23 protein-coding genes are annotated in these 25,747 nt (G+C 59.2%); 2 read left to right on the top strand and 21 right to left on the bottom strand.

Going from position 1 to position 25,747, the window contains the following annotated elements:
- Positions 1-14 precede the first annotated feature (14 nt).
- The 7 genes from ACK9YZ_RS07835 to ACK9YZ_RS07805 all read right to left on the bottom strand — a co-directional run bounded on the left by ACK9YZ_RS07835 (position 15) and on the right by ACK9YZ_RS07805 (position 7,595).
- Entirely contained in the window at positions 15-1,364 is a 1,350-nt protein-coding gene (locus ACK9YZ_RS07835; RefSeq protein ID WP_416066188.1) for a pyruvate dehydrogenase complex dihydrolipoamide acetyltransferase, read from the bottom strand.
- A 15-nt stretch (positions 1,365-1,379) separates the two neighbouring features.
- The gene (locus tag ACK9YZ_RS07830; RefSeq protein WP_216757935.1) at positions 1,380-2,777 is read right to left on the bottom strand and encodes a pyruvate dehydrogenase complex E1 component subunit beta; all 1,398 of its coding nucleotides are present in this window, start codon (positions 2,775-2,777) and stop codon (positions 1,380-1,382) included.
- Positions 2,778-2,792: 15 nt separating this feature from the next.
- Positions 2,793-3,839, bottom strand: a complete 1,047-nt coding sequence (gene pdhA / locus ACK9YZ_RS07825; RefSeq protein WP_416066187.1) for a pyruvate dehydrogenase (acetyl-transferring) E1 component subunit alpha — start codon at positions 3,837-3,839, stop codon at positions 2,793-2,795.
- 146 nt (positions 3,840-3,985) lie between these two features.
- Positions 3,986-4,306: an FtsB family cell division protein gene (locus ACK9YZ_RS07820; RefSeq protein ID WP_416066186.1), complete on the bottom strand. Its 321-nt coding sequence runs from the start codon at positions 4,304-4,306 to the stop codon at positions 3,986-3,988.
- Between the two features lie 144 nt (positions 4,307-4,450).
- Entirely contained in the window at positions 4,451-5,725 is a 1,275-nt protein-coding gene (gene eno, locus ACK9YZ_RS07815; RefSeq protein ID WP_216757932.1) for a phosphopyruvate hydratase, read from the bottom strand.
- 140 nt (positions 5,726-5,865) lie between these two features.
- The gene (gene kdsA / locus ACK9YZ_RS07810; protein ID WP_416066185.1) at positions 5,866-6,711 is read right to left on the bottom strand and encodes a 3-deoxy-8-phosphooctulonate synthase; all 846 of its coding nucleotides are present in this window, start codon (positions 6,709-6,711) and stop codon (positions 5,866-5,868) included.
- Entirely contained in the window at positions 6,708-7,595 is an 888-nt protein-coding gene (locus ACK9YZ_RS07805) for a VOC family protein (RefSeq protein ID WP_416066184.1), read from the bottom strand. The genes kdsA and ACK9YZ_RS07805 overlap by 4 nt, the downstream gene beginning before the upstream one ends.
- A 196-nt stretch (positions 7,596-7,791) precedes the next feature.
- Between ACK9YZ_RS07805 and lexA the strand changes: the two genes are divergently transcribed.
- Positions 7,792-8,514 (top strand): transcriptional repressor LexA, encoded by a 723-nt coding sequence (gene lexA / locus ACK9YZ_RS07800; protein WP_216757929.1) that lies wholly within the window; start codon positions 7,792-7,794, stop codon positions 8,512-8,514.
- Here lexA and ACK9YZ_RS07795 read toward each other — a convergent pair.
- Positions 8,495-10,918 (bottom strand): ComEC/Rec2 family competence protein, encoded by a 2,424-nt coding sequence (locus tag ACK9YZ_RS07795; RefSeq protein WP_416066183.1) that lies wholly within the window; start codon positions 10,916-10,918, stop codon positions 8,495-8,497. The two genes, lexA and ACK9YZ_RS07795, sit on opposite strands and share 20 nt — an antisense overlap.
- A 291-nt stretch (positions 10,919-11,209) precedes the next feature.
- On the opposite strand from ACK9YZ_RS07795, the gene gltA reads away from it, so the two are divergent.
- The gene (gene gltA / locus ACK9YZ_RS07790) at positions 11,210-12,499 is read left to right on the top strand and encodes a citrate synthase (RefSeq protein ID WP_183729503.1); all 1,290 of its coding nucleotides are present in this window, start codon (positions 11,210-11,212) and stop codon (positions 12,497-12,499) included.
- A 33-nt stretch (positions 12,500-12,532) separates the two neighbouring features.
- Here the strand turns inward: gltA and lpxB are convergent, their stop codons facing one another.
- From lpxB to rpsB, 13 genes are all read right to left on the bottom strand, one after another.
- A complete protein-coding gene (gene lpxB / locus ACK9YZ_RS07785) occupies positions 12,533-13,702 on the bottom strand; it encodes a lipid-A-disaccharide synthase (protein ID WP_416066182.1) in 1,170 nt (389 codons plus the stop codon).
- A complete protein-coding gene (locus tag ACK9YZ_RS07780; protein WP_416066181.1) occupies positions 13,699-14,580 on the bottom strand; it encodes an LpxI family protein in 882 nt (293 codons plus the stop codon). The genes lpxB and ACK9YZ_RS07780 overlap by 4 nt, the downstream gene beginning before the upstream one ends.
- A 3-nt stretch (positions 14,581-14,583) precedes the next feature.
- A complete protein-coding gene (gene lpxA / locus ACK9YZ_RS07775; protein WP_216757925.1) occupies positions 14,584-15,402 on the bottom strand; it encodes an acyl-ACP--UDP-N-acetylglucosamine O-acyltransferase in 819 nt (272 codons plus the stop codon).
- Positions 15,399-15,866 (bottom strand): 3-hydroxyacyl-ACP dehydratase FabZ, encoded by a 468-nt coding sequence (fabZ, locus tag ACK9YZ_RS07770; protein ID WP_183729515.1) that lies wholly within the window; start codon positions 15,864-15,866, stop codon positions 15,399-15,401. Before fabZ ends, lpxA begins: the two co-directional genes overlap by 4 nt.
- On the bottom strand, positions 15,859-16,920 hold the full coding sequence (lpxD, locus tag ACK9YZ_RS07765) for a UDP-3-O-(3-hydroxymyristoyl)glucosamine N-acyltransferase (protein ID WP_416066180.1): 1,062 nt from the start codon (positions 16,918-16,920) through the stop codon (positions 15,859-15,861). Before lpxD ends, fabZ begins: the two co-directional genes overlap by 8 nt.
- A 50-nt stretch (positions 16,921-16,970) precedes the next feature.
- Positions 16,971-19,310 (bottom strand): outer membrane protein assembly factor BamA, encoded by a 2,340-nt coding sequence (gene bamA / locus ACK9YZ_RS07760; protein WP_216758833.1) that lies wholly within the window; start codon positions 19,308-19,310, stop codon positions 16,971-16,973.
- 201 nt (positions 19,311-19,511) lie between these two features.
- Entirely contained in the window at positions 19,512-20,645 is a 1,134-nt protein-coding gene (gene rseP / locus ACK9YZ_RS07755) for an RIP metalloprotease RseP (RefSeq protein ID WP_216757923.1), read from the bottom strand.
- Between the two features lie 29 nt (positions 20,646-20,674).
- The gene (locus tag ACK9YZ_RS07750) at positions 20,675-21,505 is read right to left on the bottom strand and encodes a phosphatidate cytidylyltransferase (protein ID WP_216757922.1); all 831 of its coding nucleotides are present in this window, start codon (positions 21,503-21,505) and stop codon (positions 20,675-20,677) included.
- A complete protein-coding gene (locus ACK9YZ_RS07745) occupies positions 21,505-22,248 on the bottom strand; it encodes an isoprenyl transferase (protein WP_183729527.1) in 744 nt (247 codons plus the stop codon). Before ACK9YZ_RS07745 ends, ACK9YZ_RS07750 begins: the two co-directional genes overlap by 1 nt.
- 37 nt (positions 22,249-22,285) lie before the next feature.
- On the bottom strand, positions 22,286-22,846 hold the full coding sequence (frr, locus tag ACK9YZ_RS07740) for a ribosome recycling factor (RefSeq protein ID WP_183729529.1): 561 nt from the start codon (positions 22,844-22,846) through the stop codon (positions 22,286-22,288).
- A 51-nt stretch (positions 22,847-22,897) separates the two neighbouring features.
- Complete coding sequence (gene pyrH, locus ACK9YZ_RS07735) at positions 22,898-23,620, bottom strand: UMP kinase (RefSeq protein ID WP_183729532.1); 723 nt, start codon at positions 23,618-23,620, stop codon at positions 22,898-22,900.
- 95 nt (positions 23,621-23,715) lie between these two features.
- On the bottom strand, positions 23,716-24,642 hold the full coding sequence (tsf, locus tag ACK9YZ_RS07730) for a translation elongation factor Ts (protein WP_183729535.1): 927 nt from the start codon (positions 24,640-24,642) through the stop codon (positions 23,716-23,718).
- 238 nt (positions 24,643-24,880) lie between these two features.
- Positions 24,881-25,648 carry a 30S ribosomal protein S2 gene (rpsB, locus tag ACK9YZ_RS07725; protein ID WP_183729538.1) on the bottom strand — a complete coding sequence of 256 codons (768 nt, stop codon included), beginning with the start codon at positions 25,646-25,648 and terminating at the stop codon, positions 24,881-24,883.
- Between the last annotated feature and the right edge of the window lie 99 nt (positions 25,649-25,747).

Raw genomic sequence — 25,747 nt, 5'->3', positions numbered from 1 at the left:
CCTCCGTTCCGTGCTCAGACCAGCATGCCCATCGGGTTTTCGATGTAACCCTTGAAGGCCTGCAGCAGCTCTGCGCCGAGAGCACCGTCAACGCAGCGATGATCGGTCGAGAGCGTCACTGTCATGACCGTCGCAATCGCCATTTCGCCGTTCTTGACGATGACGCGCTGTTCGCCAGCGCCGACTGCGAGGATCGTCGCATGCGGCGGGTTGATGACGGCTGCGAAATTCTTCACGCCCATCATGCCCATGTTGGAGACGGAAGTCGTGCCGCCCTGATATTCCTCGGGCTTCAGCTTGCGGTCCTTGGCGCGCTTGCCAAGGTCGCGCATTTCATTGGAGATGACAGAGAGCGTCTTCTCTTCGGCCTTGCGGACGATCGGGGTGATCAGGCCGCCGGGGATCGAGACAGCTACACCAACATCGGCATGCTTGTGTTTGACCATGGCGTTTTCGGTCCAGGAAACGTTGGCATCCGGAACGTCGCGCAGCGCCAAAGCCATGGCCTTGATGACCATGTCGTTGACCGACAGCTTGTAGGCCGGAGCGCCGTCCTTGCGGGGAGCGGCATCGTTCAGCTGGGCACGCAGCGCCATCAGCGCATCGAGCTCGCAATCGACCGACACGTAGAAATGCGGAACGGTCTGCTTGGATTCGACGAGGCGACGGGCAATCGTCTTGCGCATGCCGTCATGCGGCACGAGTTCGTAAGAGCCCGGTTCGAAGAGCTTGAGCACGGCTTCGTCGGATGCGCCCTTCGGAGCGGCAGCGGCCGGAGCCGATGCAGCAGCCTGCGTGGCAGCAGCGGCGGCCGGAGCGGGCTTAGCGCCGCCGCCTGCAGCAGCAGCTTCGATATCGCTCTTGACGACGCGGCCATGTGGACCGGTGCCGGCAACGGCGGAAATATCGATACCGGCTTCCTTGGCCAGACGACGAGCAAGCGGTGAAGAGAAGGCACGCGCACCGCCAGAGGAGACCGCAGCGGGTGCCGGTGCAGCAGCCGGAGCCGACGGCGCCGGAGCAGATGCGGCCTCAGTCTTTGGTGCTTCAGCCGGAGCAGCAGCAGCTTTCGGTGTCGGAGCGGCAGAGCCGGCGCCGCTTGCAGCAGCGGCGACATCTTCGCCATCGGCGGCGAGAACGGCGATCAGGGCATTGACCTTCACGCCTTCGCTGCCGGCCGGAACGACGATCTTGGCGACCGTGCCCTCGTCGACGGCTTCGACTTCCATCGTCGCCTTGTCGGTTTCGATCTCGGCGATCACATCACCGGACTTGACCTTATCGCCTTCCTTGACCAGCCACTTGGCAAGATTGCCTTCTTCCATGGTCGGAGAGAGGGCGGGCATCGTGATATTGATCGGCATCGAAAGGCCCTCTCCTTATTTGTAGCAAACGGCTTTCACCGCATCGACCACTTCGCCGACATTCGGAAGCGCGAGCTTCTCGAGGTTGGCGGCGTAAGGCATCGGAACGTCCTTGCCGGCAATCGTCAGGATCGGCGCATCGAGGTAATCGAAAGCCTGCTGCATCACGCGGGTGGCGATTTCGGTGCCGACGGAGTTCTGCGGATAGCCTTCTTCGACGGTGACCAGACGGCCGGTCTTCTTCACGGATTCGATGACGGTCGGAAGATCCATCGGACGAAGGGTGCGCAGGTCGATCAGTTCGACATCGATGCCGATCTTTTCGAGCTCAGCAACCGCCTTCGTCGCATAGGTCATGCCGATGCCGAAGGAGACGACGGTGGCATCCTTGCCCGGACGGTGGATGCGGGCCTTGCCGATCGGCAGAACGAAATTATCGAGCTTCGGCACATCGAAATGCTGGCCGTAGAGAATTTCGTTTTCGAGGAAGACGACCGGGTTCGGATCGCGGATCGCGGCCTTCAGCAGCCCCTTGGCATCGGATGCCGTGTAGGGCATGACGACCTTCAGGCCGGGGATCGCGCTGTACCAGGCTGCATAATCCTGGCTGTGCTGGGCGCCGACGCGAGCAGCAGCACCGTTCGGGCCGCGGAAGACGATCGGAGCGCCCATCTGGCCACCGGACATGTAGAGCGTTTTGGCAGCCGAGTTGATGATCTGGTCGATCGCCTGCATGGCGAAGTTGAAGGTCATGAACTCGACGATCGGCTTCAGGCCGGCCATGGCGGCACCGACGCCGACGCCGGCAAAGCCGTGTTCGGTGATCGGCGTGTCGATGACGCGGCGAGCGCCGAATTCCTGCAGAAGGCCCTGGGTGACTTTGTAGGCACCCTGGTATTCGGCAACTTCCTCGCCCATGACGAAGACGCTGTCGTCAGCGCGCATTTCTTCGGCCATGGCGTCGCGCAGCGCTTCGCGCACCGTCATCGACACCATTTCGGTACCAGCCGGAATTTCCGGGTCGTTCGGCACGAAAGCCTTGGGCTCGGCCGGAACAGGGGCAGCAGCCGACCCGGTATTCGTCGGCTTCTCTTCCTGGGCAACCTGCGGGGCAGCGACCGGAGCCGGCTGAGCGGCGGCAGGAGCGGCGGAGATCGCGTCGGCCGATTCGCCTTCCTGCAGCAGGACCGCGATCTTGGCGTTTACCTTGACGTTTTCAGTGCCGGCCGGAACCAGCAGCTTGCCGATGACGCCTTCATCGACGGCTTCGACTTCCATCGTCGCCTTGTCGGTTTCGATTTCGGCAATCACGTCGCCGGACGTGACCTTGTCACCTTCGTTCTTGAGCCACTTGGACAGCGTGCCTTCTTCCATCGTCGGAGAAAGGGCGGGCATGAGGATATCGATAGGCATGGGTTCCCTCCCCGATTAGAGCAGAATGTCGGTGTAAAGCTCGGATGCATCCGGCTCCGGATCAGCCTGCGCAAAATCGGCACTGTCGGCGACGATATCGCGGACTTCCTTGTCGATCGCCTTCAGATCGTCCTCGGTCGCCCAGCCCTTTTCCATCACGCGCAGGCGAACCTGCTCGATCGGGTCCTGCTCGGAGCGCATCTTCTGCACTTCTTCCTTGGTGCGGTATTTCGCCGGGTCAGACATGGAGTGACCACGATAGCGATAGGTCAGCATTTCCAGTATGATCGGCCCCTTGCCGGAGCGGCAGTGTTCGAGCGCCTCATCGGCAGCAGCCTTGACGGCGCGAACGTCCATCCCGTCGACCTGCATGCCGGGAATGCCGAAGCCGGAACCGCGGAGCGAATAGTTCGACTGCGCCGTCGCGCGGGCTGTCGAGGTGCCCATGGCGTAACGGTTATTTTCGACGATATAGATGATCGGCAGCTTCCAGAGAGCAGCCATGTTGAAGCTCTCGTAGACCTGACCCTGGTTGGCAGCTCCATCGCCGAAATAGGCAACAGCAACCGAATTGTTGCCGCGGTACTTGTTGGCGAAGGCGAGACCGGTGCCGAGCGACACCTGCGCACCGACGATGCCGTGACCGCCGTAGAAATGCTTCTCCTTGGAGAACATGTGCATGGAGCCGCCTTTACCGCGTGAATAACCGCTGCGACGGCCGGTCAGTTCAGCCATGACGCCGCGGGCTTCCATACCGGTAGCCAGCATATGACCATGGTCGCGATAGGCCGTGATGACCTGATCGCCTTCCTTCTGCGCCATCTGCATGCCGACGACGACAGCTTCCTGGCCGATGTAAAGGTGACAGAAACCACCGATGAAGCCCATGCCGTAAAGCTGGCCCGCCTTTTCCTCGAAACGGCGGATGAGCAGCATCTCGCGATAGGCCTTCAGCTCCTCATCGCGATCGAAATCGGCGATGGGACCGCCATTCGATGCCTTGGCTGCGGATTTCGCACTGGTTTTGCGGCTGGAAACGGTCGCGGTTTTGCGCAACGCCATTCAACCCTCCCTATGGGTTTATCGGTTCTCAGGTGGCGCGTACCATAGGGAAGAAAAATGACCACAGCAATGCCATAATTGCATGGCTCATATTCGCCGGTAAATTATTGATAAAAAACAAGAAAATGCAATTAACCTAAATTCGGTTAATTGCGGTAATGATTGTAAATGACAATCTCGTCCGCGCGCGACATGTTGAGCTGATACCGCGCCTTTTCGTCGAGCATATCCCTGTCCAGCGAGCCGTCGCTGAGGAGCGCTACCTGCGCCTCTAGATGCTCGCGCTCGGCCTTAAGCACCGCCAATTCCCTCTCGCGCGCGAGACGCTGGCGCTCGAACGCCTCCGTCGCACGCAGACCATAATCGCCATGGATGCAATGATAGCCGAAATAGGAGAGAAAGGCGACCGTCATGGCCGGAATGACGAAGCGACCGGTCTTTCTCTTCTTGTGATGCTTTGTCCACATATACGCATGCTCTACGCATTACCAATCGTTTCAATTTAACGCGCAGAGATTAACCGTTCGTTGACTCTGAGCCCCTCCCAGGCAAGCGCAACAAAAAACCCGCGCCGAAGCGCGGGTTCCAAATGCCTGATTTATAAAGCCGTATTAGCCACGAATGATGGAACGACCGGCATACTCAGCCTGCGGGCCGAGACCTTCTTCGATGCGGATGAGCTGATTGTACTTGGCAAGGCGATCCGAGCGCGACAGCGAACCGGTCTTGATCTGACCGCAGTTGGTGGCAACCGCAAGATCGGCGATCGTGGAGTCTTCCGTCTCACCCGAACGGTGCGACATGACGGCGGTGTAGGCTGCCTTGTGCGCGGTATTGACGGCGTCGAGCGTTTCCGTCAGCGAGCCGATCTGGTTGACCTTGACGAGAATGGAGTTGGCGACACCCATGCGGATACCGTCGCGCAGGCGAGCCGAATTGGTGACGAAAAGGTCGTCGCCGACGAGCTGGCACTTCTTGCCGGCGAGATCGGTCAGCGTCTTCCAGCCTTCCCAGTCGTCTTCGGCCATGCCGTCTTCGATGGAGATGATCGGATACTTGGCAGCGAGTTCGGCAAGGTATTCAGCCATGGCGCCCGGCTCGAGCGTGCGGCCTTCACCTTCCATCACATACTTGCCATCCTTGAAGAATTCCGTCGAGGCGCAATCGAGGCCGAGGTAGATGTCCTCGCCCGGCTTGTAGCCGGCTTTCTCGACCGACTTCATGATGAAGTCGAGGGCTTCCGGAGCGCTCTTCAGACCCGGGGCAAAACCGCCTTCGTCGCCGACATTGGTATTGTGTCCCTGGGCGGCGAGTTCCTTACGCAGCGTATGGAAGACTTCCGAGCCCATGCGAACAGCTTCACGGATCGAATCTGCGCCAACCGGTAGGATCATGAATTCCTGGAAATCGATCGGGTTGTCGGCATGTGCGCCGCCGTTGATGATGTTCATCATCGGAACCGGCAGCAGGTTTGCGGCAGCGCCGCCAACGTAACGGTAGAGCGGCAGGCCGGAAGCCTCTGCGGCAGCCTTGGCGACGGCGAGCGAAACGCCGAGGATGGCGTTGGCGCCGAGACGCGACTTGTTCGGCGTGCCGTCGAGTTCGATCATGATCTTGTCGATCTGGATCTGGTTTTCGGCGTCGATGCCGCCGATCGCGTCAAAGATTTCCGTGTTGGCGGCCTCGACGGCCTTTTCGACACCCTTGCCGAGATAGCGCTTGCCGCCATCGCGCACTTCGACAGCTTCATGCGCGCCGGTCGAAGCACCCGAGGGAACAGCTGCACGGCCCATGCTGCCGTCTTCGAGATAGACATCGACTTCGACGGTGGGGTTACCACGGCTATCGAGAATCTCGCGGGCGATGATATCGGTAATTGCAGTCATGGTTTTTTCCTGCTCGTGGGTGGATAAATCGTTTGAAACCGTCTTAATCGAAGGTACGCAAATTACAATGGCGCTTTGCGACACCTCCGGCCTGCCTGTCTGATCGTCGCTATAACACGATCATGTCAGGCTTTTGACTGTCAGCCCTTGGCAATCGCATCAAAGGCGAGCAGCTTTTCCAGAAGCCGCGGCATATCCTTAAGATAGACCATGTTCGGGCCGTCGGAAGGGGCATTGTCCGGATCCTCATGGGTTTCGATGAAGACACCCGCAACGCCGGCGGCTACGGCAGCACGCGCCAGCGTTTCAACGAATTCGCGCTGGCCGCCGGAGGAATCGCCCTGCCCGCCCGGCTGGGCGACGGAATGCGTGGCGTCGAAGATAACAGGAGCGCCCATCGCCGCCATGATCGGCAGGGAACGCATGTCGGAGACCAGCGTGTTGTAGCCGAAGGAAACACCGCGCTCGCAAAGCAATATATTCGGATTGCCGCTGGCATTCAGCTTGCCGAGGACATTCTTCATGTCCCAGGGCGCGAGGAACTGGCCTTTCTTGACGTTGACGACGCGGCCGGTCTTGGCGGCGGCAACGAGAAGATCCGTCTGGCGGCAGAGGAAGGCCGGGATCTGCAGCACGTCGACGGTTTCAGCGACAATGGCGCATTGTTCTGCCGTATGAACATCCGTCAGGACAGGAAAGCCGAATTCTTTCTTGAGGTCGTCGAAAACCTCCATCGCCTTTTCGAGGCCGATACCGCGCTTGGCGGAAATCGAGGTGCGGTTTGCCTTGTCATAGGAGGTCTTGTAGACGAGGCCGATACCGAGCTTGTCGCACAGCTCCTTCAGCGTGCCGCCGACCATGAAGGCATGCTCGCGGCTTTCCATCTGGCACGGACCAGCGATGAGCGAAAGCTTGGCAGAATTGGAAAACAGAACCTGGCCAGCGCCCTCGCCGATCCGGACCTCTGCATTGGTATTGGAGCTCATGGTGTTTCCTCGAAGGCGAAGAGCGTGCCCTGACCGGGCGCGGGCTTCACAAGAATACGGTTGGCCTTGCGTGTATAGGTCACCCCGTTAGCAGCCAAATGCGCTTCTGTCACGGCCAGATCAGCAACCGCAAAGAGGATCGCCCGGCCGCGCAGGCCGCGATCGCTATCCGGCGTCGCCAGATCGAAATAGGCCTCCAGCCCCTCTGGGGTCATCAGGCTGATCTTTGCGTTTCCGGTCGGCACCTCCAGCCCGAAACTCGTGACATCCGCAGAAGCGGCTTTTGCCGCCGCGCGAACGAACTCGCCGAAAGCTGTCGGCTCGGGCGCCGCGAGCGCGATCTCGGCAATGCCTGTCACGCCATTGGCATGGATCTCCAGCGCGCTGCGGTCGGCCGGAAGCGGGTTGATGCGCTCGACAGCGAAGAGAAAAAAATCCGGTGCCCGGAGGTCACCAGCGAAAGCGAGCCGGAAGCCGGCAACACTTTCTGCACCGTCAGGCATTTTCACGGAACGTTCGAACTGCAGCACAGAACCTGCACTGATGCCACTCTTCACGAATCGAGCGTGTTCGTGCTTCGCATCCGCTGTCACAAAGGCGATGGCGGACAGTCCCTCGCTGCCGCAGCGGAAACGGAAAGCCTGATTGCGGGCAGTGAACACATTGCCCTCACGCGCCGTCTCCTCGCTCTCCTCCACACTCGCGACACCCAATGGCTCAAGGTAGGTTTTATCGGTAAAGAAAACACAGGCATTTTCAGTGCCGAAGGGATGGCGGGCATCGGGCGCGACGGTGAAACCGAGCTTGCCCAGCCTTTCGCGGGCAAGCTCGATATCGGTAACCGGCAAAACGAGATGATCGATCGGAAGCATATCCTGGGTCATCAGCTACTCTCCAGCATCACCAGGATGATGTGCTTCAGCAGGCGCTACGAAGCAAGGCCGGGCAGGCTTTCCGCAGATAAAAATAAAATTCTCAGCAGAATGAACAGAAGTTTTACGAAAATTTAGCCACTTGCGGAACACATATGGAACATATAGTGTCCGTTCTGGATTTGTTTCAAGACTGGGGTTAGACGCCATGCTCACGCGCAAACAACAGGAACTCCTTCTTTTCATTCACGAAAGGATGAAGGAGTCAGGCGTTCCGCCGTCTTTCGATGAGATGAAGGATGCGCTGGATCTGGCCTCGAAATCCGGTATTCACCGGCTGATCACGGCGCTCGAGGAACGCGGCTTCATTCGCCGGCTTCCGAACCGGGCACGCGCGCTCGAAGTCATCAAGTTGCCGGAAGCCTACAGCCCAAGCCTGCAGCCTCGGCGCGGCTTTTCGCCGAGCGTCATCGAGGGCAGCCTCGGAAAGCCTCAGCCGTTGGCTCCCGCTCCGGCAAAGCCTGCACCTGCTGCCGACAACGGCAATTCGATTTCTGTGCCGGTCATGGGGCGCATCGCCGCCGGCGTGCCGATCTCGGCAATCCAGAACAATACGCACGACATCAATGTTCCCGCCGACATGCTGGGCTCGGGTGAGCATTATGCGCTCGAGGTTCGTGGCGACTCGATGATCGAAGCCGGCATCTTCGATGGCGACACGGTCATCATCCGCAACGGCAGCACCGCCAATCCCGGTGATATTGTCGTGGCACTCGTCGACGAGGAGGAAGCGACGCTCAAGCGTTTTCGCCGCAAGGGTGCATCGATTGCACTCGAAGCAGCAAACCCCGCTTATGAGACGCGCATCTTCCCGCCGGATCGCGTCAAGGTCCAGGGCAAGCTCGTCGGCCTCATTCGCCGCTATCACTGACCGGTGACGTACTGGCGTCTGCGAAACTGTCGCTGCGCCAGTCATAGGCACGGTGGCGCATCCAGGGCCGTCGCAACGTGTCGAATGCAGTTGTGATCTCAGTTCCCTTATCGGTAAAACGAAGTTCGACGGAGCCTGTTCTGCGTAGTGTCTCGCCAGTAAAGAGCAATGCGCCGGAGCGACAATGGTCAAACGGCAAACGGACAGGGGTAACGACGATATCGGCCGTATCGCAGGCCGGCCCGAGATAGGCTGCATTGTCGATGATCGTCAGTTTCTTTCCATTCCCGAGCAAGGTAGTGCACCAGGCGCCCTTCTGGCAGGAGAAGCGCGATGGCGAGCTTGCTGCGGCATGTCTCATTGCTGCTCTGGCTTCGTCCTGCTGATCCCGTGACAGCTGCAGCCGTTTGCCTTCAGGCGCAGCGGGGACATTGACAGCCTGGAGCATGAACGGCTTTCGATGCTCTTCCATGGCAAGCGCCCGCTGCCATTGTTCGAAGATGAAGGCAGGAGGCTTTTCGCGATTCGAAGCTATCGCCTCTCCATCGACAACAGCAACCAGGCCGCCATCTTCGGCGATGGTGATGTCGGGCATCGCCTCGACCGGAAGCAACGCGACGGCAAGCGTGGAAACCGCAACGATTGCTGTTCCGGCGTGCCGCAGTCTGGTTCTGAGCAAGGTTAGCAGCAGAAACCCGAAGACGGCTGTCGGGAAGTACCAGCCGGGCAAACGGCCCACATCGATATTGCCGCCCCAGCTCGATACCGTCTTTGCGATTTTTATCACCAGATCGAGCCCGAAGCCTGCGACCTGCCACATCGGGCCATCGAGGCCAAAAGGCATCAGCAGCATCGCCAGCATCCCGGCAGGCATGACGATGAAGGAAATGACAGGCATGGCCGCGAGATTTGCCGGCAGGCCGTAGGCAGTCAGCCGGTGAAAATGCTCGATCGAAAACAGCGCGGTCGAGAAACCGCCGATGAGCGACGTCAGGAAAATGCCGCCGAAGAAGCTGCCAATCATGAGGACAGGTTTGAGGATCGGCAGCTTGGCAAAGGCATTCTCCCGCATCGGACGCACTTTCCAGAGGTCGTAACCGGCGACCAGGGCAAGCGTTGCGGCAAAGGACATCTGGAAACTCGGCCCCAGCACCTCCGATGGCGAGACTGCGAGGATTAGGAGCGCGGACAGCGCCACGTTTCTAAGGCTGATCGACGGCCGGTCAAAGAAGACGGCAACCAGCATGATCGCCATCATGATGAAAGCGCGTTCGGCGGAGACGGCAAAACCCGAGATCAGATAATAAGCCGTCACCGCAGCGAGCGCGCCGGCCGCCGCGATTTTCTTGGTCGGCCATGCCTGGGCAATGGCGGGAAAAAGACTGAGGATGACCCGCAGGCCGACAAAGAAGATGCCGGCGGAGAGCGCCATATTGAGACCGGAGATCGCGATGATGTGGGCAAGGCCGGATTGCCGTAGCGCCTCGGTCGTTTCATCCGAGATCGCCCGTCTCTCATCGGTGACAAGTGAAGCAGCAAAGGCGCCGGTATCACCCGGCAGGACGGAGCGGATTCGATCGCCGATGCCGCTCCTGAGCCGATAGAGCCATTCCAGGGTCGCCTCACCGAACGAGCCCGCCTGCTGCGGCTGCGACGCAGCCTTTTTCGGCGCACCATAGAAAAAGCCGTTGGCACCAATGCCATCGAAATAGGCGCTGAAAGCAAAATCGTTGAGGTGGGGAAGTGCCGGTCCCGCCGGAGGCGTGAGACGTGCCCTGCCCTCGATGACGTCACCAAGCTCAAAGGGCTGCGTGGCGCCCCGGACCAGGACGGAAATGCGCTTGGGTGGACGCTTGATCTCAGGAGCATCCGTTCCGGTAACAGCAAGAATATAGCGCCAGCGCCCTCTTCCATCGCCTTCGCGACGCTCGATGCGGCCGGTCACCGTTGTCGTTACGGCGGAATCCAGGATCAAGGTCCGCGCCCGCCATGTTTCGACCTGTGCCGAAAGCATTCCACCGGCAAAGAGAAGCAGAGCAAGCAGCGTCGCCCGCAATTGCGTCCGGCCATATCCGCAGAGCGCAACGGCAAGGAGGAGGACAAACAGGCAGAGACCAAGCGAGACGACCGGAAAATCCGAAACTGCCAGAAACCAGGTCGCGGCACCCGCACCGAGAAAGACCGGCGAGAAGAGAATGAGGCGACCGTGGCCAGCCTCTTCCCCGGCCATGCGAATAGACGATTCGGCGTGTTGTTTCGCAATGCCAATCAGCCGCCGCTGCAGCGGAACAGCAGCTTGCGTCCTTACCGGTTGCGTCACAATGGCGCGCGGTGCGACATCGGCAAAATCCATCTTGGCATCAACGGATTGCGCCTGCCGTTCTCTTGTCTCGAACCCCGTCATAATCGCTTGGACCCGCCCCCCGGATATCGGCAGAATGCAACCTGTGTTCAAAACGCGCAAACAATAATCGATTGAAATACGAGGAAAATTCACGCGAACGAAAAATCCAGTCAAATCATGGTGTTCTGATATGCATGGGGCTCATCGCTGCACTGCCTAAAAGATGATGCCGCGATGCACAAAATGGCATCACGGTAACTTGGCATTAGCTTCGCGATCATATAGCTATCGCTTAGGACGCTTAACTCTTATGGCGCTTTTGCGGCGCCACCGCCACTCCGGAGGATCAGCATGACGGATCAAAGCGCAACAATCAAAATCGGTGACAAATCAGTCGACCTCGCCGTCCGAAAAGGCACGGTCGGACCTGACGTCATCGATATCGGTGCACTTTATAAAAATACGGCCTCCTTCACCTACGATCCCGGGTTTACGTCGACCGCATCCTGTGAATCGAAGATCACTTATATCGACGGCGACGAAGGTGTTCTGCTGCATCGCGGTTACCCGATCGAGCAGCTTGCCGAGCACGGCGACTTCCTGGAAGTCTGCTACCTGCTGCTCTACGGCGAACTGCCGACCGCCGCTCAGAAGAAAGACTTCGACTATCGCGTCACGCACCACACGATGGTGCACGAGCAGATGAGCCGCTTCTTCACCGGCTTCCGACGCGACGCCCACCCGATGGCCGTCATGTGCGGCTGCGTCGGCGCGCTTTCGGCCTTCTATCACGACTCCACCGACATCACCGATCCGCACCAGCGCATGGTCGCCAGCCTGCGCATGATCGCCAAGATGCCGACGCTCGCTGCCATGGCCTACAAGTACCATATCGGCCAGCCCTTCGTTTACCCGAAGAACGACCTCGATTACGCGTCGAATTTCCTGCGCATGTGCTTTGCCGTTCCCTGCGAAGAATATGTGGTCAACCCGGTGCTTTCGCGCGCCATGGACCGCATCTTCATTCTGCATGCCGATCACGAGCAGAACGCCTCGACCTCGACGGTCCGCCTCGCCGGTTCTTCCGGCGCGAACCCGTTCGCCTGCATCGCAGCCGGCATCGCCTGCCTCTGGGGTCCCGCTCACGGTGGCGCCAACGAAGCAGCCCTCAACATGCTGACGGAGATCGGCACGGTTGACCGTATTCCCGAATATATCGCCCGCGCCAAGGACAAGAACGACCCGTTCCGCCTGATGGGCTTCGGTCATCGCGTCTACAAGAACTACGATCCGCGTGCCAAGATCATGCAGAAGACGACGCATGAAGTTCTCGGCGAACTCGGCATCAAGGACGATCCGCTTCTCGAAGTCGCGATGGAACTGGAGCGTATCGCTCTGACCGACTCCTATTTCATCGAGAAGAAGCTCTATCCGAACATCGACTTCTATTCAGGCATCACTCTGAAGGCTCTGGGCTTCCCCACCACGATGTTCACCGTGCTCTTCGCTCTCGCCCGTACCGTCGGCTGGATCGCACAATGGAACGAAATGATCGAAGATCCGGAACAGCGCATCGGCCGTCCGCGCCAGCTCTATATTGGCGAGCCGAAGCGCGATTACGTGCCGGTTTCCAAGCGCTAAGCGCTGACTTCGAGACAAGAAAAGAAAACCCGGTCAGGAATGACCGGGTTTTTTGTTGGCGAGAACATCGAGCAATATCTTCGCCGCGTGCTCCCCCGGGGGACTTTCCGTCTGCATACGCTGCCAGATCAGCTCGTAACCTTCCTTCATCGCCTTGAGCTGATAGGTGTCGGCCGACAACCTTTCCATCCAGCGTGCGAGGCTTGCACCACGAACGATGTCGTTCAGATATTCCGGTACGACCGCATAGTCTGCGATCAGATTGGGCAGAGCGCCAGTCCAGGTCTTGATGCCTGATGTCAGCATGCGCATGATCCAATCGACCTTGTAAGCGGAAACGACGGGGACATTGGCGAGCGCCAGTTCCAGGATTACGGTCCCGGACGCCGCCATGGCGGCATCGGCTTCGGCGAAGGCCTTCCATTTCGCTTCGGCGCCCACAACGATTTCCGGCTTCACCGCCCATCCCGCCGTCACTTCCCGCACAAACGCTTCCCTGTGCGCCACGGTCGGCAGGATGAAGCGCATCGGTCCATTGCGGGCGACGAGATCATTGGCGGCGGCCTCGAAATAAGGCAGGAGCTTCTTGATCTCGGAGGAACGCGAGCCGGGAAGAAGCAGGATCGCACCGGCGCCGGGTTGCCGGCCAGCGCGCAGACGCCTGGTCTCCAGAAGCGCCGCGTCGGCAACCAGACGATGGCCCACATAGGTGGTAGCCGGCCCGTTGAGACGCTGCATCACCGCCGGTTCGAAAGGAAGTACAGCCAGCACATGGTCGACATAGGCGAGCATGCGCTGGGCACGATATTCCTTCCAGGCCCAGACACTGGGACAGACATAATTGACGACAGGCAGATCAGGCAGCGCTGTGCGCACACGCTTGGCGACACGGTGGGTGAAATCCGGGCTGTCAATGATTAGCAGGATATCGGGCTTTGCCGCAATGATCGCCGCTGCCGTTTGCCGAATGCGGGAAAACAGCGTCGGCAGCTTGGCCAGGACCTGCGTGATACCCATGACGGAGAGCTCGGAGAAATCAAAGAGAGATTTCAATCCTTCGGCCTGCAGCCCCTCACCGCCGACGCCGACGAGTTCGATGGGGCCGGAATGGATCTTCCGCAGCCCTGCAACGAGATCGGCGCCAAGCAGATCGCCGGATACTTCGCCGGCTACGACAGCAATTTTCAACGGCCTGTCACTCATGCAAGCCCCCATCCCGGCAAGCCCTTGTCTATACCGCAGACAAAAAGACCGTTCTCGTCTGCCGCCTTGATGAGCGCGTCGCGATCAAGCACCAACGATCGGCCGGCTTCGATAGCCACTCCCGCAAGTCCGGCAGCTTTGGCATTGAGCACGGTGGACACACCAATCGCCGGCAAATCGGCGCGGATATCCTGCTGTGGCTTGCAAAGCTTGACCAGCACGCCGCGCCGGCGTGATGAAATACGGCCCGCTGCTCTCAGGGTCGCCACACGGTCAAGCATGCCGTCCGTACCCTCGACGCCCTCGACAGCAACGACGCGTCCGCCGATCGAAACCGCACCCTGCCCGATATCCAGACCGCCGAGCACCTCCGCCGCCTTGCCTGCGCGCGTTATATCACGACGATCCTCTTCATTGGGCGAAACCACGCCCAGCGGACCTGCAGTCGCAAGCAGGTCCGGTGCAATCTCATGGGCGCCAACGACGCGCAGGCCTCGCCCTTCTATCAGCTTGATCACCATCTGCAGAACAGTATCGTCGCCACCAGAAAGCAGCGTGCGAATGGCGGCGGGCACCTTGGTCAGGATGCGCAGCGTCGGCCGCACCTCACGCCACTCCGGCCGGCGACGCACGCTGCCCGACATGACGACACGGCCGATGCGATATTTTTTTAAGAGCCCATCCAGGGCAGCGAAATCACCGATACCGATCGTGGCGTGGTCGAAACCATCCCAGCGACGGTCGCCCTCATCCTTCAGAATGACGATAACAGGATTTTCGCCAGCCGAACGCGCAGCCTCGGCGACATAGGACGGCAGAAGGCCGCCGCCGGCAATGATCGCCAGCCGGCCTTCAGCAGTGTCGCCAGCGGAAGCCACAGATCAGCCCTTCTGCCCCCGGCTTGGCGAAGACAGCGCGCGATCGCTCTCGGCGGCGATGAAATCGAGGATCTCGATCACCTGCTCGCAATCGGCATATTCGTCGCGAAGCTGGGCAGCATTCTCGCGGATCGAACCGGCACCCTCAAAGATCGCCTTATAGGCGCGGCGAACCGTATGAATGACAGCACGATCAATGCCGGCGCGCGTCATGCCGACGACGTTTAGACCGCTCAGAATGCCGGGATTGCCGTTCAGCATGCCGTAGGGAATGACATCGTAGCTGACGGCCGAGAGACCACCGACAAAGGCATATTTACCAACTCGGGTGAACTGATGCACTGCCGCGCCGCCGCTGATGATCGCGTGATCGCCAACAGAGACATGGCCAGCCAGCATGACATTGTTCGACATGATGACATGGTTGCCGACCCGGCAATCATGGGCGACATGCGAATAGGCAAGGAAAAGGCAGTTGTCACCAATGACAGTCGAACCGCCATGCTCGACGGTACCGGTGTTCATCGTAACGCCTTCGCGAATCGTGCAATTGCGACCGATGATCAGCGACGTGTCGACAGCGCTGTGACGGGCGCTTTGCGAGTCGCCACCAATAACGGCCGAAGGAAATATACGCGTACCGGCGCCGACGGTCGTCAGGCCGAGAACAACCACGTGACTGATCAGTTCGACATTGTCTTGAAGCGTGACCTTGGGGCCAACATGACAAAACGGGCCGACCACCACGCCTTCACCGACCGTGGCACCGTCCTCGACTACGGCCATCGGATGAATTCTGGCGCTTGCGGCGATCATGCTCATGCGTTGTCCTTACGTACGATCATCGCGCCGATATCGGCCTCGGCGACGAGCGCGCCGTCGACCTTTGCGTCGCAATGGAATTTCCAGATATTGCCGCGTTGCTTTATTTTCTGCACGTGAAATTCAACGCGATCGCCCGGCACGACCGGCTTGCGGAAGCGGGCATTGTCGATCGTCATGAAATAGACGAGGTTGCCGGTCTGGCCCTCTTTCTTGGCGCAGATCGCGCCCGCAGTCTGCGCCATGCCTTCGACCAGCAGAACGCCTGGCATAATCGGCGCATCAGGGAAGTGGCCGGTAAAATGCGGCTCGTTGACCGTCACATTCTTAATGCCCACGGCGGCGTTGTCACCATCGATATCGACGATCTTGTCGACCATCAGAAACGGATAGCGATGCGGCAGCAGCTTCATGATTTCCATGATATCCGCCGAAGAGAGCGTGGCGGCAGTTTCCTCAGTCATTCTTGCCTCCCTTTTTTCCGCGCGCTCCGGATTTTGCCATGAGCTGGGCAACGTCTTTCAGATAGTCATTTAGAGGACGTGCAGGTATTCCGCCATAGCGGCCGCCCGCAGCAAGATCGGTCATCACACCGCTCTTTGCGGCGATCTGTACGCCATCGCCTATGGTGATATGCCCCTTGAGGCCGACCTGTCCACCGATCTGCACGCCGTCACCGACGATCGTACTGCCGGCAAGACCGACCTGCGAAACGATGGCGCAATGGCGCCCGATGCGGACGTTGTGACCGACCTGGACCTGATTGTCGATCTTGGTTCCTTCGCCGATGACGGTATCGTCCATGGCGCCGCGATCGATCGTCGTATTGGCGCCGATCTCGACATTGTCCTGGATGATGACGCGACCGATCTGCACGATCTTGATCATGCCACGTGGACCCGGCGCATAACCGAATCCATCCTGGCCCATACGGACGCCGTTATGGATGATGACGCCGTTGCCGATGAGCGCGCAGAGAATGCTCACGCCCGTTCCGATCGAACCGTTGCGGCCGATCTTGACGTGGGGACCGATGATCGACTGAGCTCCGATGCGCGTGCCCTCGCCGATCTCCGCGCCGGGGCCGATGATTGCCATCGGCTCGACAATCACGCCCTTCTCAAGCCTGGCGGTCGGATCGACGATGGCGCTCGGCGCAATCTCCGTCTCGCCGGACGAAAACGTCACTGGCTTGAGAGCTGCAGGATAGAGAAACCCGCCAGCCATCGCGAAGGCAGCATGTGGATTGGAGGAAATCACCACAGGGATATGCGGCGGCACCAGCTCAGCCAAGGCCTTATCACAAATCACGGCCGAAGCCTCGCAACTCAGAAGCTCGTCGCGGTTACGGCGAGAGAGGATATAACAGATATCCCCCGCCTGCGCTCTCGCTATCGGCGAGACAGAACGGATGATGACATCGCCATGAGCGGAATTGCCAAGTTCCGCCCCAAGAAATTGCGCCAACTCAAAGAGCCGCACGCCTTCATGGGGCGGAAAAAAAGTATTTTGCTCCATCGGCAAAACTCCAGAACGGAATTGAAATTTACAGTTCCGGACTGCCGATATCAGAATTGGTTGTTAATGCCAAACTTGAAGCGCTGGGTCTTGTCGAAGTCTTCCTTTACGACCGGGATCGCATAGTCGACGCGGAGCGCGCCGAAAGGCGACTGCCAGATCAGGCCGAGACCGACCGAAGCACGCAACTGCGCGTCCGTACCCTGTGCAGTATCCGAACCAAGGAGTTCGACATCATTGCCGAACAGCGTGCCGGCGTCTGCGAAGACTGCGCCGCGCAGGTTGAAGTCGCGCGGGAAGCCCGGCATCGGGAACGTTGCTTCGGCAGAAGCGGTGAAGTAGGTGGTACCACCGAGCGGATCGTCCGGGTTGGTGATGCGCGGGCCGATACCCTTGTTTTCGAAGCCGCGAATATCGGAATTGGTCAATGTGAACTGGTCGAAGACGTTCAGGTGATCGCCGAAGCCGACAACATAACCAGCCGAAGCCGAGAGCGAACCGATGATATCGGCGTCGTCAGCAAGCAGATGGTAGTAACGAGCCTTACCGTAGATCTTATAATACTGCGAGTCGCCGCCGAGGCCAGCGATTTCCTGTGTCGCAGTAGCGTAGATACCTTCACGCGGCAGGACGGTGTCATCCAGCGTATTGTAGGTCAGCGTCTGCGATATGGAAGACCGCGTCCACGGGCTGTCGTTGACCAGATTTTGATAGGTCGCGGACAAATCGTCCAGACTGCTTCCGCTGGAATCGTACTTCATCTGCTTGTAGTTATAGCGGAACGTCGTCGCCAGATCTTCGGTGATCGGGGCCGTTACGCGCAGAACACCGCTGGTTTCTTCGTAATCGTAGTTGTCGTTGCTCGACGTCTCGCTGTGATTGACGTCGAAACCAGCGGCAAGGCGATAACCGAGGAAGTAGGGCTCGGTGAAGTTGATGCCGTAAGCGCGCGAGCCTTCCTGACCGCCACCGGCCGAAACGCGGATGTACTGACCGCGGCCGAGGAAGTTCTTTTCTTCGATCGAGGCTTCGAGCAGCAGGCCGTCGCCGCCGGCCGCGTAACCGGCACCGATACCGAACGAACCCGTCGACTGATCCTGCACGTCGACAACGATGACGACGCGGTCAGGCGAACTGCCCGGCTGGGTCGAAATATTGACCGAGGAGAAGTAGCCGAGCGCTTCGAGACGGCGCTTCGCGCGGGTGATCATCTGCTGATTGAAGGCGTCGCCTTCGCTGAGATCGAACTCGCGGCGGATAACGTAATCGCGCGTGCGGCTGTTGCCACGGATTTCGATACGCTCGACATAGGCGCGCTCGCCCTGATCGACGAGGTATTCGACGCCGATCGTATTATTGTTCAGGTCGCGGTTGCCGCGTGGGGTAACGCGAGCGAAGGGATAACCGGCCGAAGCAACCTGATCAGAAATCGCTTCGATGGACTTCTGAACTTCCTTGGCGTTGTAGACCTGACCTTCGCGGGTTCTGACCAGCCCCTGCAGCTGCTGGGCATCGACGCCTTCAACGGTCGACTGGACGGTAACCGCACCGAAGTCGTAGCGCGGGCCTTCCTCGATATTGAAGGTTAGCGTGTACTTGTTCGTCGATTCGTCGAAAGCAGCATCGGAAGAAACGATGCGCATGTCGGCATAACCGCGGTTGTAGTAGAACTGGCGCAGCGCATCTTCGTCGGCGTGCAGCTTGTCTTCGTTGTAGACGTCCTTGCGGGTCAGGAACGAGAGGAAATTCGAACGCTTGGTCTGAATGACGGCAGCGAGACGGCCGGCGCTGTAGGCCTGGTTACCAACGAAATTGATGGCGTCGATCTTCGTGCGGTCGCCTTCATTGATAACGAAAGCAAGATTGACGCGGCCTTCGCCGAGCGGAACGACCTGCGTCGTCACTTCGACTTCGCTGCGTCCGGTAGCAGCATAGGCTTCCTTGATCGCGGCGATATCGGACTGAATCTGTGCATCGCTATAGGGACCAGCGGCATGCGTCTTGACGACAGCTGCCAGCTTGTCGTCCTTGACCTTGCGGTTGCCGTTGAAGACCACCTGGTTGACGAGCTGTGCTTCCTGAACGTTGACGACGAGGGTGCCGCCCGAAACCGAGATCTTGACGTCGGAGAAGTAGCCGGTGCCGTAAAGCTGCTTCACCGAGTCGTCGATATCGGTGTTGGAGAAACTCTTGCCGGGAGTAATGGTGAGGTTCGACCGGACGGCCTCAGCACCGACGCGGCTTGCACCGTGGACATCTATCCGCTGAACGACAGCAGCCTCCGCAGCCGTAGCCGAAACGAAAGTCAAAGCACCTGCGCCAGAAGCAACAACACCAGCAGACAGCGCAATCGCCGATACTGCGTTCAAAAACCTTGAACCAGCCTTCATTTCACCCATTACCTTTTTTCCCTCGTCTCCGGCCCCAGGGAAGCCCCCCGATTCCGGCCACGTGTGTCGTTTTACCCGCTTTTGACATACAAGCAAGGGAGCTCGTTAATTTCTGTTTACTTCATTTCGAAGCGTGACCCATTCGCCACTACAGCTTTGAAACATCGTAAATAAACAGTAATTTTCCCTATCTTTTACGTGCTAGCCGATGAGCGCGCTAATGTCATTCCAGGTGGCAAAAACCATTAATGTAAGAACCATGGCCAGGCCAATGCGAAACGCAATTTCCTGAGCCGAAGAACCGAGCGGCCTTCCCCTAACCGCTTCCACCGCATAGAACATCAGGTGGCCGCCATCAAGTACCGGGACCGGCATCAAATTCAGCAATCCAATCGAAACCGACAAAACCGCAGCAAGCTGCAGCAACGCACCTATTCCAAGCGTAGCCATCTGGCCCGAAGCTTGCGCCACGCGGATCGGACCACCCAATTGGTCAGCTTTCATCGATCCATTGAGCAGGTTGCCGATATATTTGAAGGTGCCAGTCACGATATGCCAGGTCTGGATCACGCCTTCATGCAGCGCTTCCAGCGGCGTGAAGGTCTGCAGGCGGAAGTGGCCGACTTCTTCGTTCGTGACGATTCCAATCAGGCCGATCTCGATCTTGTTGCCGAACTGGTCGGTGATATCGGTGCGCTGCGGCACCATCGGCAGGTCAATCTTTTCGCCGTTACGCTCGACGGTCACGACGATGCTCTGGTTCGGACGGATGCTGACATAACGGCGCACGTCGTCGAAGGTCTGGACCTTAGTGCCGTCGATGGAGAAGAGCAGGTCGCCGGGCAGTACGCCGGCTGCCGCGGCAGCACTATCCGGCTTTACTTCAGCGACGACTGGATCGGACACCGTCCGGCCATAGATCGAAAAAAGGACCGTAAAGATGGCAATGGCCAGGATGAAATTGGCAATCGGACCGGCGGCGACCGTTGCAGCACGCTTCCACAGCTTTGCACCGGCGAAAGAACGCTCGCGCTCTTCGTCCGTCATAGCGGCAAGCCTGTCCGTATCCGGCTTGCTGGAGGCATCCTCATCACCGAAAAAGCGTACATAGCCGCCGAGCGGGATCGCCGAGATCTTCCAGCGCGTTCCGTGGCGATCGGTGAAACCGGCAATCTCCGGGCCGAAGCCGACGGAGAAGGCAAGGATACGGATACCGCTCCAGCGTCCGACGAGATAGTGGCCCATCTCATGCACGAAGACGAGCAGCGACAGCACGATGACGAAGGGGACGATATAGCCCGTCAAAAAACCAAATATGCCGGTCACCGCTTCCATGAGTTCCTTCTTCTATCTGGCCGTAATGATCAAAGGCCGAACAACGCCGCACCGAGCGACGTCGTTCCGCCGCCCTTTATCAGCGAAAAAAGACCAGCAAGCAAGAACGCTGAAAAACAGGCGAAAATCAGTCCATCGACACGGTCCATGACACCGCCATGCCCCGGAATGAGACGGCTTGAGTCCTTCACGCCGAATTTTCGCTTGATGAAGCTCTCGAAAAGATCGCCTGACTGGCTGAAAACGGACAGGACAAGCGCAATTACCGCTGCTTGATCCTGGGCTTGCGGAATCAGGAAATGTACAATGACAGCTCCGGCAATGACGGCGGAAATGGCCCCGCCGACCGCCCCCGACCAGGTCTTGCCAGGCGATATGCGCGGCGCAAGCTTTGGGCCACCGAGCGCGCGGCCGACGAAATAGGCGAGAATATCGGTCGCCCAGACCACGGCGAAGATGAAGAGCATCGCATAGAGACCTAGTGTCTCATCACCGCGGATCGCAGCGAGCGTCAGTCCGGTCCCGCCGGCGTATAAAAGCCCTGGCGCGAACCAGCGGCTGGCACGATGCAGAAAGATCATGGCAATGCCAACCGCAGTCAGGGCAATCAGCATTCCCAGGGCATATTCGAACGCGCCGGCCAGAACGAGAAGGGCAACCAGCCCCTCACCCACCCAGCCGAGCACGTTGGTGACCGGGTCACGGGCAATGCCTGTTATCGTCGACCATTCGTAATAGATCAGAAGAGCGATCGCTGCCGCCACGACGCGGAAGATAAGGCCGCCATACCAGGTTGCGGCAAGAACGACGATTGCGAGAATCAGGCCTGAAACGATGCGGAGCTTCAGTTCCTGCTTCATCAGGTGTTCACTGCTGCAGCCTGCGCGGACAGTCCGCCGAAGCGGCGATCACGCGAGGCGAATTTCTCGAGCGCTGAAAGAAAGAGCTCACGGCTAAAATCCGGCCAGTATTCCGGCAGGAAAACGAATTCCGAATAGGCAGCCTGCCACAAAAGGAAGTTGGAAAGCCGCTCCTCGCCGCTGGTGCGGATGATGAGATCAGGGTCGGGGATACCGGCCGTATCGAGCCGGGCGTTGATCAACGCGGGCGTGATATCCTGCGACCGGAGATGCCCCTCCTCCACATCCTTGGCAAGGCTCATCATGGCGCGGGCGATCTCGTCGCGAGAGCCGTAGTTGAAGGCGATGACGAGAGTGAGTGCCGTATTGGCCTTGGTCGTCTCCTCGGCTTCCAGCAGCAGCTTGAGGATGTCGCTGCGCAGATTGACACGGTCGCCAATCACCCTGATGCGTACATTCTGCCGATGGAGTTCCGCGAGATCGCTGCGAATGAAAGCCTTCAGCAGGCCGAGGAGATCAGTGACCTCGGCCTCCGGGCGGCGCCAGTTCTCCGAGGAGAAGGCAAAGAGCGTCAGGTACTTGATGCCCAGATCGCCTGCGGTGCGCACGGTCTGGCGAACGGTCTCGACCGCCCTGCGGTGTCCCATCGTCCGCGGCAGGCCGCGCTGCTTTGCCCAACGGCCGTTGCCATCCATGATGATCGCAACGTGTTCTGGCGCAGTCAAAAATGAGGTTTCCGACATTTTCCGTCCGGTCTTTCTTGGCGAGGACGCAAGTATACTAGACTTGCATGATTTCCTTTTCTTTCTCGCCAAGCAAGCGGTCGATTTCCAAAATCGTCTCGTCCGTCATTTTCTGAACGCGTTCCGACTGTGCCCGGCTTTCGTCCTGGCCGATTACGCCATCCTTTTCGGCTTTCTTAAGGCCGTCCATGCCATCGCGACGAACATGGCGAATCGCAACCTTGCTCTTTTCGGCATAGTCGTGCGCCACCTTGACGAGCGACTTGCGGCGCTCTTCGTTGAGCTCCGGCAGCGGGATACGAAGGTTCTGACCATCGACGATCGGGTTCAGGCCGAGATTCGATTCGCGAATCGAACGGTCCACGGCGCCGACCATGCTTTTGTCCCAGACGGATACCGTCAGCATGCGCGGCTCGGGCACCGTGATATTCGCAACCTGGTTCAGCGGCATGCGCGAACCATAGGCTTCAATCGTCACCGGATCGAGAATGTTGGCCGAAGCACGGCCGGTGCGCAGCGATGCAATGTCGCTCTTGAACGAGGAAATGGCACCGTCCATACGGCGCTTCAATTCCTTGATGTCGATACCTTCACTCATGTCTATGCTCCCGTCTCAGAAGTTTTGCGCCGTCAGCGGCGCAGCTCCCTATCAGTTGTCGGATACGATGGTCTTGAGACCACCGCCCGTCAAGATTTCACCGAAACGCCCCTTCTCGTGGATCGAGAAAACGATGATCGGAATGGAATTTTCTCGCGCCAGCGCAACGGCTGCGACATCCATCACGGCAAGGCCCCTGTCCAAAACCTCCTTATGGCTCAGATGGTCGAAACGGGTCGCGTCCGGATCCTTCTTTGGATCGGCTGTATAGATGCCGTCCACCTGCGTGCCCTTGAAGATTGCCTCAGCGCCCATTTCGGCGGCGCGAAGCGCGGCAGCGGAATCGGTCGTGAAGAAGGGATTTCCAGTGCCGCCGGCGAAAATCACAACTCTGCCAAGCGACAGATGATAGAGGGTCGCGCGCTGCGAGAAGCTTTCGCAGATTTCCGGCATGGAGATTGCCGAGAGAACCACCGTATCGATGTTCAGCTTGCGCAGCGACGTTGCCAGCGCCAGCGCGTTGATAACGGTGCCGAGCATGCCCATGTGATCGCCGGTGACACGATCACCACCCTTGGATGCAACAGCCACGCCGCGAAAGATGTTACCGCCGCCGATAACGACGCCGACTTCGACACCCATGTGCCTTGCCTCGGCAATGTCGGACGCGATGCGATCTGCCACCGCAACGTCGATGCCGAACCCCTGGGCACCCATCATGGCTTCTCCGGAAGCCTTGAGTAGAACACGTTTATAGATTGGCTCCGACGTCATGTTGGCTCCTCGTATATTGCCGCAATTGCCCGATACACGAAGGGCATCGCGTTGTCACGCGATGCCCTTCGGTTTTCCCAAATATGGCAGCAAGATCAGCCCTTGGCGACAGCAGCAACTTCGGCTGCGAAGTCGGTCTCTTCCTTCTCGACGCCTTCGCCGAGGAGCAGGCGAGCCATGCCGGTGATTTCGATCGGCGCGCCGGCTTCCTTCTCGGCTGCCTTGATCGCAGCGCCGACCGTCAAGTCCGGGTTGATGACGAAAGACTGCGAGAGAAGAGCGACTTCCTCGAAGAACTTACGCATGCGGCCTTCCACCATCTTTTCGATGATGGCTTCCGGCTTGCCGGATTCGCGGGACTGCTCGATGAAGACGTTGCGTTCGCGCTCGGCCACAGCAGCATCGACTTCTTCGGCGCGGATCGCCAGCGGGTTGGTAGCCGCGATATGCATGGCAACCTGGCGGCCGATCGAGGTCAGAACGGCCTTGTCGCCGACGGACTTCAGCGCGACGAGAACGCCGAGCTTGCCAATGCCGTCGCCGGCAGCGTTGTGGATGTAGGTTGCCACCACACCGTGCTCGACTTCCAGCTTGGCGGCACGACGGAGCGTCATGTTTTCGCCAATGGTTGCGATCGCTTCCTTGATGGTGTCGGCGACCGGCTTGCCGGATGCGGGATAGGTCGCAGCCGAAATGGCTTCGACCGTGCCGTCGGTGGACAGCGCAACTTCGGCGACGCCGCGTGCGAGGTCCTGGAAGGCATCGTTACGGGCAACGAAGTCGGTTTCGGAATTGAGCTCGATGACGACAGCCTTGTGACCGGCGCCAGCGATAGCGACCAGGCCTTCAGCGGCGGCACGGCCGGACTTCTTGTCGGCCTTGGAGATGCCCTTGGCGCGCAGCCAGTCGATCGCGGCTTCGATATCGCCGTTGGTCTCGGTCAGCGCCTTCTTGCAGTCCATCATGCCTGCGCCAGACTTTTCGCGCAGTTCTTTCACCAGTGCAGCCGTAATCTCGGTCATAAGCTTCCTCTTGTCGGTTTATACGGTGGCCCGTTGAACGCGGTGCGGCACCGGATTGAGGCACGAAATGTACCTGTATGTATGACAGCGTTATGAAGACGCATCATAACAAAACTCTTGGGGCGAAAGCAGCGTGCGCTTCCGCCGGAAACGAGCAAGGCCGCCGAACTTCAGAGAGTCGCGAGCGGCCTTTCCCAATCTTCACAAGCTTCAGCGGAGATTTGCTCCGCCCGCTTTATCAGGCGTCGGCTGCCTCATCGAGCGCCGGCTCGACCGGAACTTCGGTCGAAGCGCCGAGGTCGCGGCCCGATGCGCTCTGCTGCCGGGCGATACCGTCGATGGCAGCGCGGGCGATCAGGTCGCAGTAGAGAGCGATGGCGCGCGAGGCGTCGTCGTTGCCCGGGATCGGATAGTCGATCAGGTCCGGATCGCAGTTCGAGTCGATGATGGCGACGACCGGGATGCCGAGGCGCTTGGCTTCGTCGATCGCGATCTTTTCCTTGTTGGTGTCGATGATGAACATCAGGTCCGGCGTGCCGCCCATGTCCTTGATACCGCCGAGGGCCTTGTCGAGCTTTTCGCGCTCGCGCTCGAGGTTCAGGCGCTCCTTCTTGGAGTAGCCGGACTGCTCGGCACTGAGGATTTCATCGAGCTTGCGCAGGCGCTGGATCGAGTTGGAGATCGTCTTCCAGTTCGTCATCATGCCGCCGAGCCAACGCGAGTTGACGTAGTACTGGGCAGAACGCTTTGCCGAGTCAGCGATCAGCTCGGAAGCCTGGCGCTTGGTGCCGACGAAGAGAACGCGGCCGCCGCGAGCAACGGTGTCGGACACGACCTGCAGGGCGCGCGACAGCATCGGAACGGTCTGGGCCAGGTCGATGATGTGGATGTTGTTACGATCGCCGAAAATGTACGGCTTCATCTTCGGGTTCCAGCGGTGCGTCTGGTGACCGAAGTGAACGCCTGCTTCGAGCAGCTGGCGCATAGAAAAATCAGGCAATGCCATGCCTTGTTACTCCTTTTCCGGTTGAACCTCCGCAAGGCGAACAGCATCCTCTTTGAAGATGCCACCGGGCGGAAAAGCCGGATTTCTCCCGGACGATCC

It is taken from the genome of Rhizobium sp. ZK1 (assembly GCF_047782645.1).
Lineage (GTDB): Bacteria > Pseudomonadota > Alphaproteobacteria > Rhizobiales > Rhizobiaceae > Rhizobium.
The sequence above is the reverse complement of the archived record's forward strand: the minus strand, read 5'-3'. Positions and strand labels throughout refer to the sequence as shown.

Bases quoted from the DNA above. Each gene is read 5' to 3' on its own strand.
- ACK9YZ_RS07835 (WP_416066188.1), bottom strand. From the start codon at position 1,364: ATGCCGATCAATATCACGATGCCCGCCCTCTCTCCGACCATGGAAGAA.
- ACK9YZ_RS07830 (WP_216757935.1), bottom strand. From the start codon at position 2,777: ATGCCTATCGATATCCTCATGCCCGCCCTTTCTCCGACGATGGAAGAA.
- pdhA (WP_416066187.1), bottom strand. From the start codon at position 3,839: ATGGCGTTGCGCAAAACCGCGACCGTTTCCAGCCGCAAAACCAGTGCG.
- ACK9YZ_RS07820 (WP_416066186.1), bottom strand. From the start codon at position 4,306: ATGTGGACAAAGCATCACAAGAAGAGAAAGACCGGTCGCTTCGTCATT.
- eno (WP_216757932.1), bottom strand. From the start codon at position 5,725: ATGACTGCAATTACCGATATCATCGCCCGCGAGATTCTCGATAGCCGT.
- kdsA (WP_416066185.1), bottom strand. From the start codon at position 6,711: ATGAGCTCCAATACCAATGCAGAGGTCCGGATCGGCGAGGGCGCTGGC.
- ACK9YZ_RS07805 (WP_416066184.1), bottom strand. From the start codon at position 7,595: ATGACCCAGGATATGCTTCCGATCGATCATCTCGTTTTGCCGGTTACC.
- lexA (WP_216757929.1), top strand. From the start codon at position 7,792: ATGCTCACGCGCAAACAACAGGAACTCCTTCTTTTCATTCACGAAAGG.
- ACK9YZ_RS07795 (WP_416066183.1), bottom strand. From the start codon at position 10,918: ATGACGGGGTTCGAGACAAGAGAACGGCAGGCGCAATCCGTTGATGCC.
- gltA (WP_183729503.1), top strand. From the start codon at position 11,210: ATGACGGATCAAAGCGCAACAATCAAAATCGGTGACAAATCAGTCGAC.
- lpxB (WP_416066182.1), bottom strand. From the start codon at position 13,702: ATGAGTGACAGGCCGTTGAAAATTGCTGTCGTAGCCGGCGAAGTATCC.
- lpxA (WP_216757925.1), bottom strand. From the start codon at position 15,402: ATGAGCATGATCGCCGCAAGCGCCAGAATTCATCCGATGGCCGTAGTC.
- fabZ (WP_183729515.1), bottom strand. From the start codon at position 15,866: ATGACTGAGGAAACTGCCGCCACGCTCTCTTCGGCGGATATCATGGAA.
- lpxD (WP_416066180.1), bottom strand. From the start codon at position 16,920: ATGGAGCAAAATACTTTTTTTCCGCCCCATGAAGGCGTGCGGCTCTTT.
- bamA (WP_216758833.1), bottom strand. From the start codon at position 19,310: ATGAAGGCTGGTTCAAGGTTTTTGAACGCAGTATCGGCGATTGCGCTG.
- rseP (WP_216757923.1), bottom strand. From the start codon at position 20,645: ATGGAAGCGGTGACCGGCATATTTGGTTTTTTGACGGGCTATATCGTC.
- ACK9YZ_RS07750 (WP_216757922.1), bottom strand. From the start codon at position 21,505: ATGAAGCAGGAACTGAAGCTCCGCATCGTTTCAGGCCTGATTCTCGCA.
- ACK9YZ_RS07745 (WP_183729527.1), bottom strand. From the start codon at position 22,248: ATGTCGGAAACCTCATTTTTGACTGCGCCAGAACACGTTGCGATCATC.
- frr (WP_183729529.1), bottom strand. From the start codon at position 22,846: ATGAGTGAAGGTATCGACATCAAGGAATTGAAGCGCCGTATGGACGGT.
- pyrH (WP_183729532.1), bottom strand. From the start codon at position 23,620: ATGACGTCGGAGCCAATCTATAAACGTGTTCTACTCAAGGCTTCCGGA.
- tsf (WP_183729535.1), bottom strand. From the start codon at position 24,642: ATGACCGAGATTACGGCTGCACTGGTGAAAGAACTGCGCGAAAAGTCT.
- rpsB (WP_183729538.1), bottom strand. From the start codon at position 25,648: ATGGCATTGCCTGATTTTTCTATGCGCCAGCTGCTCGAAGCAGGCGTT.